The following is a 10,768-nucleotide window of genomic DNA, read 5'->3' on the forward strand; positions in this document are numbered from 1 at the left end:
CGTGGTGGTGCCGTCGCTGCGGCGGGAGGGCGACGAGCCCCGTGCGCTGCTGTCCGCCGTCGCTCAACTGCACGTGGCAGGCGTACACATCGACTTCAGCGCACTGTTCGGCGGCGCCCTTCCGCCCACCCACCTCCCCGATCTGCCCACCTACGCCTTCCAGCGCACGCACTACTGGCTCCATGACACTCGGCCCGCCGCTGACCAGAGCCCCGCCGGTGCCCTCAGTGGCACCGACGCCACCGACGCCCGGTTCTGGGCCGCGGTCGAACGCGGCGATCTCGGCTCGGTGGCCGAGGCGCTTGACCTGGCCGACGGCGATGAGAACCGTGCCGCGCTGGACGCCATGGGCGGTGCGCTGGGTGTGCTGTCGGACTGGCGGCGCAAGCGTGGCGAGAAGTCCGCGGCGGACCGGCTGCGCTATCAGGTCACCTGGAAGCCACTCCCCGGTGCCACTTCCGGCGTACCCACCGGAACCTGGCTGGTCATCCTGCCGTACGGCTGCCGGGACGACGAGTACGCGGCCCAGGTGGTTCCGGTGCTGGACCGCCAAGGTCTGCGCACCACGACCCTGCGGCTCGACGGACCCGAATCACCCGACCGCGCCGCCTTCGCACAGCTGCTGTGCGGCGTGCTGGCGGACCACGACGACGTCAGCGGTGTGCTGTCCCTGCTCGCTCTCGACCAGCGCCTACGGCCCGGCTCCGCGACGCTCACCGAGGGGGCCGCGGCCACGTTGGCGCTGGTCCAGGCCCTCGGCGACCTGGGCCCGACAGGTTCAGCGGGCTCGGGACCCCGCCTCTACTGCGCCACCCGAGGCGCGGTCGGCGTCGGCGCGACGGACCGGCTCAGCGCCCCGGAACAGGCGGCGGTGTGGGGGCTCGGTCTGGCCGTGGCGCTGGAGCAGCCGGACCGATGGGGGGCGTTGGTGGACCTCCCGGACGTGTTCGACGACCGGGCCGCCCGCACCCTGCTCGCCGCGCTGGCCGATCCGGGCGATGAGGACCAGCTCGCGATCCGTGCCACGGGCGCGTTCGTACGCAGACTGCGAAGCCATCCCCTGCCCACCGGCGTGTCCAAGCCGGAGTGGCGGCCGCGTGGCACCGTCCTGGTCACCGGCGGTACGGAGGGTCTCGGCAGGCATGCCGCGCGCTGGCTGGCAGGTGCCGGTGCGGAGCACCTGGTGCTGACGGTCGACTCGGATCCGGAGGCGCCGTATGAAGCACCGCATGTGGTGGCCCTGCGGGACGAGCTGAGCGGCCTGGGCGCGAAGGTCACGGTGTGCCCGACGGACCTCACCGACCGGGACGCGGTGGAGCGGCTGCTCACCGGCCCCGCCGCGTATCCCGAGCTCTCCGGTGTCGTCCACACCGCCGACCTGGCGCGGATCGCGCAGACCGATGCCACCAGCGCCGATCAACTGGCGGAGACGCTGGCGGCCAAGGTCGACGGTCTGCTGCATCTCGACACGCTCCTCGCCGATCGGGAACTGGACCTGTTCGTGGTCTTCTCGTCCGTCGCCAGTGTCTGGGGCGGTGGTGGCCAGGGGCTGATCGGCGCGGCCAACGCACAGCTCGACGCCCTGATCGAGCGCCGCCGCGCCAGGGGCCTGGTGGCCACCTCGGTGGCCTGGGGCGTGATCGACGGCTTCGGCGTGGCCGCCGATGCCACGGCCCAGGAGCAGCTGCGCCGCCGCGGTGTGCTGCCCATGGCGCCCGAGGCGGCCATGGCGGCCCTGACACACGCCGTCCGCCATGACGACACGCTGGTGGCCGTGGTGGACATCGACTGGTCGGCGTTCGTCCCGGCGTTCACCTCGCTGCGGCCCAGCCCGCTGATCGGTGATCTGCCGGGCGTTCAGGAGATCGTCGAGAGCCTTCGTACGGACGACACCACCGACGAGTCCGCCTCGGACTTCCTGCGCGAACTGGCCGCGGGCTCCGACGCCGAGCGGGAACGCGCCCTGATGAAGGTGGTGCGCGAGAACGCGGCCATCGCGCTGGGCCACAGCGGCGTCGAGGCCGTCAAACCGCGGCGCGCCTTCCAGGAGATGGGCTTCGACTCCCTCGCGGCGGTGAACCTGCGCAACACCCTCGGCGCCGCTCTGGGCACCCGGCTGCCGGCCACCCTCGTCTTCGACTACCCCACGCCCGACGCGCTGGTGGAGTACTTGCGCACCGAGCTCCTGGGAGACCAGGGCGACGACGAGGCCACCGAGGCCGATGAGGAGGAGATCCGCCGCGTACTGGCCGCCGTGCCGTTCAGCCGGTTCCGCGAGGCCGGGGTGCTCGATGCGCTGCGGTCGCTGGCCAGGACCGAAGCGGCCGCACCGGACGGCAGCCGGCCGTCCGCCGATGAGGAGCTCGACCTGATCGATGGAATGGATATCGCCGGACTGGTCCAACGGGCTTTCGACGGAACCCAGTTGTGAACGCACTCGACGCGGTGGGAGGCAGCCATGAGAAATAGCCAGAGCGAACAGATCGTCGAAGCCCTGCGCGCCTCGCTGAAGGACAACGCCCGGCTGAAGCACGAGTACGACAAGGCGGTCGCGGCCACCTCCGCCCCCATCGCCATCGTCGGGATGGCCTGCCGGCTGCCGGGCGGGGTGAGTACACCGGAAGACCTGTGGGAGCTGGTGTCCACCGGCGGTGACGGCATCTCCGGCTTCCCGGTGAACCGCGGCTGGGACCTGGACAACCTCTTCCACCCGGATCCGGACCACCCCGGCACCAGCTACGCCACGGAAGGGGGTTTCCTGCACGACGCCGGTGAGTTCGACGCGGGCTTCTTCGGCATCTCGCCCCGGGAGGCCGTGGCGATGGACCCCCAGCAGCGGATCATGCTGGAGCTGTCCTGGGAGGTGTTCGAGCGCGCCGGAATCGACCCGACCAGCAAGCGGGGCAAGGACGTCGGCGTCTACTCCGGTATCGCGTTCCACGACTACGGCACCGGTCTCGCCGAGGTCCCCGAAGGGCTCGAGGGCTTCATCCTCACCGGCGGCGCGGGAAGTGTGCTGTCCGGACGGGTCTCCTACGCACTCGGACTCGAAGGCCCCGCCGTGACGATCGACACGGCGTGCTCCTCGTCGCTGGTGGCACTGCATCTGGCGGCGCAGGCGCTGCGGGCCGGTGAGTGCTCGATGGCGCTGGCCGGTGGCGTCACCGTGATGGCGGCCTCCGACGCCTTCGTGGGTTTCTCCCGGCAGCGCGGCCTGGCCCCCGACGGCCGGTGCAAGGCATTCGCGTCCTCGGCGGACGGCACCGGGTTCTCCGAGGGCGCCGGTGTGCTGCTGCTGGAGCGCCTGTCCGACGCCGTCGACGCGGGACACCCGGTACTGGCGGTGGTGCGCGGCTCGGCGGTGAACCAGGACGGCGCGTCCAACGGCCTCACCGCGCCCAACGGCCCCTCGCAGCGGCGGGTCATCCGCCGGGCGCTGAGCAGCGCGCGGCTGTCGGGCGCCGATGTGGACGTGGTGGAGGCACACGGCACGGGTACGGCGCTGGGCGACCCCATCGAGGCGCAGGCCATCCTCGCCACGTACGGCCGGGACCGCGACCGCCCGCTGTGGCTGGGGTCGGTGAAGTCCAACATCGGCCACACCCAGGCCGCCGCCGGTGCGGCCGGCGTGATCAAGATGGTGATGGCGCTGCGGCACGGCGTACTGCCGAAGACGCTGCACGTGGACGCGCCCACGCCCCAGGTGGACTGGTCGGCCGGTGCCGTGGAGCTGCTGACCAGCGAACAGCCGTGGCCGGAGACGGGACGGCCGCGCCGCGCGGCCGTATCGGGCTTCGGCATCAGCGGCACCAACGCCCATGTGATCATTGAGGAGGCCCCGGCCCTCCAGCCCGCCGAACCCGACCCCGCGACCGGCCCGACCGACGCATGGGACGCGGCCACTGAACTGGAGTCCTCGCCACCGGTGTTCCACGGCGCCCCGGTACCGCTCCTGGTGTCCGGGCGGGGCGAGCCGGGGCTGCGCGCGCAGGCCCAGCGCCTGCTGTCGTTCCTGGACGAACGCCCCGACGTGGCCCTGCCGGACCTCGGCTGGTCGCTGGCCTCCGGGCGCGCCGCGCTCGAGCAACGCGGTGTGGTGCTGGCCACCGACCGGGACGCGGCGCTGCGCGGTCTGACCGCACTGGCCCAGAACACCCCCGCCCCCGATGTGGTCCGCGGCACCGGCCCGGCCACCGGCCACATCGCCTTCGTCTTCCCCGGCCAGGGCTCGCAGTGGCAGGGCATGGCGGCCGAACTGCTGGCCTCCTCACCGGCGTTCGCCACCCGGTTCGCCGAATGCGACGACGCGTTGGGCCGCCTCCTGGACTGGTCCGTCACCGATGTGATCCAGGGGGCCGAGGGCGCGCCTTCCCTGGACCGTATCGAGATCCTGCAACCCGCGCTGTTCGCGGTGCATGTGTCCTTGGCGGCGGTGTGGGCGGCGGCCGGGGTCGAACCGGCGGCGGTGGTCGGCCACAGCCAAGGGGAGATCGCGGCGGCGTATGTGGCCGGGGCGCTGTCGTTGGAGGACGCGGCCAGGATCGTGGTCCTGCGCAGCGCTCTGTTCGCCGAGGAACTGGTGGGCAAGGGCGCGGTGGCCTCCGTGGCGGTGTCGCCCGACGCCGTGGAGAAGCGGCTGGCGGACTGGGGCGACCGGCTGGTGATCGCCGGACGCAATGGCCCCTCGGCGGTGACTGTCGCGGGCGAGGTGGCCGCGCTGGAGCAGTTCGTGGCCGGGTGCAAGGCCGACGGGATCCGGGCGCAGGTGGTGGGCTCGACGGTGGCCTCGCACTGCGCGCAGGTCGATCCGTTGCGGGACCGCATCCTCGCGATGTTCGCCGACATCACCCCGCGCCGCGGACACATCCCGTTCTACTCGACGGTCACCGGCGGTGTGCTCGACACCGGCGAACTGGACGCCGAGTACTGGTTCCGCAACGCGCGCCACCCGGTCGACTTCGAGGGCGCCGTCCACGAACTCCTCACCGACGGCTTCGGCTTCTTCGTCGAGTCCAGCGCCCATCCCGTGCTGGTGACGGCCATGCAGCAGATGTTCGAGGACACCGGGGCCGACGCGGTGGCCGTGGGCTCCCTGCGGCGCGACGAGGGCGGTGCGCGGCGGTTCCTGACCTCTCTCGCCGAGGGCCATGTGGGTGGCCTGCCGGTGGACTGGGACACGGTGTTCACCGGTTCGGCCCCGAGCCGGATCGACCTGCCCACGTACGCCTTCCAACGGCAGCACTACTGGCTGGAGTCGACCGACACCTTCGGCGACGCGGCCGGGCTCGGCCTCGAACCGGCCCAGCACCCCCTGCTGGGCGCGGTCACCGAATTCCCCGAGTCCGGCGGGGTGCTGTTCACCTCCCGGCTGTCACTGCGTACGCATCCCTGGCTGGCCGACCACGCGGCGGCGGGCACGGTGCTGCTGCCCGGGGCGGCGTTCGTGGAGCTGGCGGTGCGCGCCGGTGACGAGGTCGGCTGCGGTGTCGTCGAAGAACTCGTCATCGAGGCACCACTCACCCTGGCCGAGGGCGACGGCGCACGCCTCCAGGTGTTCGTGGGCGAGGCGGGCGACTCCGGGCGGCGCCCGCTCTCCGTGCGGTCCCGCGCGGAGGGAAGCGGACCGGGGGCGGCCTGGACACGGCATGCCACCGGTGTCCTGGCCCCTGCCGCCGTCGCCACTCCACCCGGCACCGGCCTCGTCCAGTGGCCACCGGCCGGGGCGGTCGCCGTGGACACCGAGCGGGTGTCCGAGGCATACGAGGACATGGCCGCCGCCGGTTACGGCTACGGACCGGCCTTCCGAGGGCTGCGCGCGGTGTGGAACCGGGGCGACGAGGTGTTCGCCGAGGTCGCACTGGCCGATGACCAGGGGCTCTCGGCGGACGGCTTCGGCCTGCACCCGGTGCTGCTCGACTCCGCCATGCACGCGATCGCCTTCCGCGACCTCGGCGCCGCCCAGGCCACGCTGGCGCTGCCCTTCGCCTACCGCGACATCGCCCTGCACGCCGCCGGGGCGTCCGCGCTACGCGTCCACATCGCACCGAACGGCCCCGAGGAGGTGGCACTTCAACTGGCGGACACCGGTGGCGCGGCCGTCGCCACCGTCGGATCCGTGGTGTCCCGGCCGGTGGAAACCGAACTGCTGGACACCGGCACCAGCCCCGCCCGGGAGCGGATGTTCCGCGTCGGCTGGGACGAGCTCCCGGCACCGGCGGCCGACACCGCACCGGACACCCCGCACCCCGTACCGGTGGCGACCGCCGAAGACATCCGCGAACTGGCCGAGACGGCCGACCTGGGCGTGCCCGAGGCGCTGCTCCTCGACCTGGTCGGCGACGGCCAGGAGCCGACTGCGAGCGGCGTACGGGAGGTGACCGGTCGGGTGCTGGAACTGCTGCGGACCTGGCTGGCCGCACCCGAACTCGAGGACACCCGGCTGCTCGTGCTCACCCACGGCGCGGTGGCCGTGCACCACGACCGCGAGCTCACCGACCCCAGCGCCGCCGCCGTATGCGGTCTGCTCCGGTCCGCCCAGGCCGAGAACCCCGGGCGGATCGCACTGCTGGACACCGACCCAGCGCAGGCGTCCCTGGCCCTGCTGCCCGGCGCGTTCACCTGCGAAGAGCCACAACTCGCCCTGCGCGACGGCATCCGCTACGCCCGCCGCCTCACCCGCGCGGACACCACCGGCGCGCTGGCCCCACCCGCGGGCGCGGCGGCCTGGCGGCTGGAGCCCGGCACCGATGGCACCCTCGAAGGTCTGGCGCTGCGCCCCGCACCCGCCGCGCTGGAACCACTGGCGGCCGGTCAGGTCCGGATCGAGGTCCGGGCCGCGGGGCTGAACTTCCTGGACGTCCTGGTGGCGCTGGACATGAACCGGGTCGATGCCACCATCGGCAACGAGGGCTCCGGAGTGGTCACCGAGATCGGCCCCGGAGTGGCCGGGCTCACCGTCGGCGACCGGGTGATGGGGCTGTTCCCCGACGCCGTCGGCCCGCTCGCCGTGGCCGACCACCGCACCGTGGTCAGGATCCCGCACGGCTGGTCGTTCCAGCAGGCCGCCACCGTGCCGATGGCGTTCCTCACCGCCTACTACGGGCTGCGCGACCTCGCCGGTCTGCGATCCGGTGAGTCCGTGCTGATCCACGCCGCCGCCGGCGGAGTCGGCATGGCCGCCGCGCAGCTCGCCCGGCACTGGGGCGCCGAGGTGTTCGCCACCGCCGCCCCCGCCAAATGGGACGCCGTGCGCGCCACCGGAATCAGCGAGGAGCGGCTCGGCAACTCGCGCACCGTGGACTTCGCGTCACACTTCCTGGACGCCACGAAGGGCCGGGGCGTCGATGTGGTGCTGGACAGCCTGGCCGGGGAGTTCGTGGACGCCTCGCTGCGGCTGCTGCCCCGGGGAGGCCGGTTCCTGGAGATGGGCAAGACCGACCTGCGAAGCCCCCAGGAGGTCGCAACCACCCATCCCGGCGTCTCCTACCAGGCGTTCTCCCTCTACGAGGCGGGCAACGACCGCATCGGGGAGATGCTCCGCGAACTGGTCGAGCTGTTCGACCGGGGAGCGCTGCACCCGCTGCCGCTGAACACCTGGGACGTACGCCACGCCCCGGCCGCCTTCCGCTACATGAGCCAGGGCCGGCACATCGGCAAGAACGTCTTCACCCTGCCCCGTACCCCCGACGCCACCGGCACCCTCCTGGTCACCGGCGGCACCGGCTCACTTGGCCGCCTGGTGGCCCGGCGCATGGTCACCGAACACGGAATGCGCAATGTCGTCCTGGCCGGACGGCGCGGCAGGGACGCCACCGGGATCCCCGAGCTGGAGGACGAGCTCAGCGCGCTGGGCGCCACCGTGCGCACGGTGGCCTGCGACCTCGCCGACCGCGAGGCGGTGGCCGCACTGCTCGGCGCGATCCCCGAGGACGCCCCGCTGACCGCCGTGGTGCACACCGCCGGGCTGCTGGACGACGGTGTGATCACCACCCTGACGCCGGAACGCCTGGACAGGGTGTTCCGCCCCAAGGTGGACGCGGTACTCAACCTGCACGAGCTGACCCGCGACCTCGACCTCGCCGCGTTCGTCCTCTTCTCCTCCGGCGCGGGCACCTTCGACTCCCCGGGCCAGGGCAACTACTCCGCCGCCAACGCCTTTCTCGACGCGCTCGCCCGCTACCGCCACGCCAGCGGGCTGTCCGCCACCTCCCTCGCCTGGGGCCTGTGGGGGCAGGTCACCGACATGAGCGCACACCTGGACGACTCCGACCAGCGGCGCATGGCCCAGGGCGGCATGCTCGGCCTCTCCGTACCCGAGGGCATGGAGCTGTTCGACACCGCGCTGCGCGGCCCCGACACCGTACTGGTCCCCGCCCACATGGACTTCGCCGCCCTGCGCACCCTGGCCGCCTCCGGCTCGCTGCCCGCACTGCTGCGCGCCCTCGTCCGTACCCCGCGCCGGGCCGTCGACAACGCGGCGGCGGACACGGACGACCTGGTGAGCAGGCTGGTCAGGGCAACCTCCGGTCAGCAGGAGAAGATCCTGCTCGACCTGGTCCAGCAGGAGGCCGCAGCCGTCCTCGGCCACGCCTCGGCCGATCTGATCGAGCCCAACCAGCCGTTCAAGGAGATCGGCTTCGACTCGCTCACCGCCGTGGAGCTGCGCAACCGGCTCTCCCGCCGAGCCGGGGTACGGCTGCCCGCCACACTCATCTTCGACCACCCCGCCCCCGCCTCTCTCGCCCGTTACCTCCTGGCCGAACTGGGCCAGGAGGTCGACACCTCCGAGGTGCTGATGGCCGAGCTCGACACCGTGGCCACGACCCTGGCCGAGGTCACCCCCGACCCCACGACCCACGCCACGGTGCTGGCCCGTCTCCATCTGCTGGTCGAGCAGTGGGAGACCACGGCGGGCGCCACAACCGCCGAGCAGGATGAGGAGTTCGACGTGGACACCGCGACCGACGAGGCCATGTTCGAGCTCATCGACCGGGAGTTCGGCACCTCGTGACCGCCCGGCCCCGTGCGACGACACACCACACGCCGCCGACCCTCCAGCAGACGCCACCGTTTCCATCGGGAGTGAACACTCATGGCAGATGACGGGAAGCTGCGCGACTACCTCAAGCGCGTGCTGGCGGACGCCCGCCGCTCCCAGAAGCGGGTCCGCGAGCTGGAGGCCGAGAAGACGGAGCCGATCGCGATCGTCGCGATGGCCTGCCGGCTTCCGGGCGGGGTGTCCTCCCCCGAGCAACTGTGGGAGCTGGTGCTGCACGGGCGGGACGGGATCACCGGCTTTCCCGTGAACCGGGGCTGGGATCTGGCGAACCTGTTCCATCCGGACCCCGACCACCGGGGCACCAGCTATGTCCACGAGGGCGGATTTCTGCACGACGCCGGGGAGTTCGACCCGGGCTTCTTCGGGATCTCCCCGCGCGAGGCGGTCACGATGGATCCACAGCAGCGCATCATGCTCGAGCTCTCCTGGGAGGCGTTCGAACGGGCGGGCATCGACCCGACCGCGTGGCGCGGCAAGGACGTCGGTGTCTTCTCGGGCTTCGCGGGCAGCGACTACGGGGCCGGGCTAGCAGAGCTGCCCGAGGCCCTGGAGAGCTATCTGATGACCTCCGACGCCGGAAGTGTGCTCTCCGGCCGGATCTCCTACACCTTCGGGTTCGAGGGCCCCGCCATCACGGTCGACACCGCGTGTTCCGCGTCCCTGGTGGCCCTCCACCTGGCGGCGCGGGCCCTCCGGGCGGGGGACTGCTCGATGGCGCTGGCCGGTGGCGTCACCGTCCTGGGCACACCGCGGGCGTTCATCGGCTTCTCACGCCAGCGTGGACTCGCCGCCGACGCCCGCTGCAAGGCATTCGCCGCGGCGGCGGACGGCACCGGCTTCTCCGAGGGCGCGGGAGTGCTGCTGCTGGAACGGCTGTCGGACGCGGAGCGAAACGGCCATCGGGTGTTGGCGGTGGTGCGGGGCAGCGCGGTGAACCAGGACGGTGCGTCGAATGGATTGACCGCCCCGAACGGTCCGTCGCAGCAGCGTGTCATCCGGCAGGCGCTGGCCCATGCGCGCCTTGGCCCCGCCGAAGTGGACGCGGTGGAGGCCCATGGGACGGGCACGGCGCTGGGCGACCCGATCGAGGCGCAGGCGCTGCTGGCCACGTACGGCCAGGGACGACCGGAGGACCGTCCGCTGTGGCTGGGTTCCCTCAAGTCCAACATCGGCCATACCCAGGGCGCGGCGGGCGTGGCCGGGGTCATCAAGATGGTGCTGGCGCTGCGGCATGGGGTGCTGCCGAAGACGTTGCACGTGGGTGAGCCGACGCCGCAGGTGGACTGGTCGGCGGGTGCGGTGGAGCTGTTGACCGAGGAGCGCGTGTGGCCGGAGGTGGGGCGTCCGCGCCGGGCGGGAGTGTCGGGTTTCGGGGTGAGCGGGACGAACGCCCACGTGATTTTGGAGCAGGCTCCGGAAGTGGCCGCCGAGGTGGCGCCGGAGGCACTGGGTGGTGGTGTGGTGGTGCCGTTGGTGGTGTCGGGGCGTGGCGATGCGGGGCTGCGGGCCCAGGCGCGGCGGCTGCTGGACTTCACCGAAGGCCACCCGGAGGTGGGGGTGAGGGAGCTGGGTGTGGCGTTGGGTTGTGGTCGGGCGGGGTTGTCGGATCGTGTGGTGGTGGTGGCGGGGGATCGGGAGGAGGCGTTGGCGGGGTTGGGCGCGGTGGCGCGGGGTGAGTCGGTTGTGGGGGTGGTGTCGGGTTCGGTGGTG

Annotated in this window: 3 protein-coding genes; all 3 read left to right on the forward strand. The window is 72.5% G+C overall.

The features are described from left to right. Positions 1-2,431 (forward strand): SDR family NAD(P)-dependent oxidoreductase (locus ABD329_RS46560; protein WP_344318106.1); only part of this gene is annotated, 2,431 nt, incomplete at its 5' end. A gap of 27 nt (positions 2,432-2,458) precedes the next feature. Further along, positions 2,459-9,010 (forward strand): type I polyketide synthase, encoded by a 6,552-nt coding sequence (locus tag ABD329_RS46565; protein ID WP_198279422.1) that lies wholly within the window; start codon positions 2,459-2,461, stop codon positions 9,008-9,010. Between the two features lie 81 nt (positions 9,011-9,091). After that, positions 9,092-10,768 (forward strand): type I polyketide synthase (locus ABD329_RS46570; RefSeq protein ID WP_344318108.1); only part of this gene is annotated, 1,677 nt, incomplete at its 3' end.

This window comes from Streptomyces javensis, assembly GCF_039525925.1.
Lineage (GTDB): Bacteria > Actinomycetota > Actinomycetes > Streptomycetales > Streptomycetaceae > Streptomyces > Streptomyces asiaticus.

Coding starts and splice junctions, on each gene's coding strand:
- ABD329_RS46565 (WP_198279422.1), top strand. CDS start 2,459: ATGAGAAATAGCCAGAGCGAACAGATCGTCGAAGCCCTGCGCGCCTCG.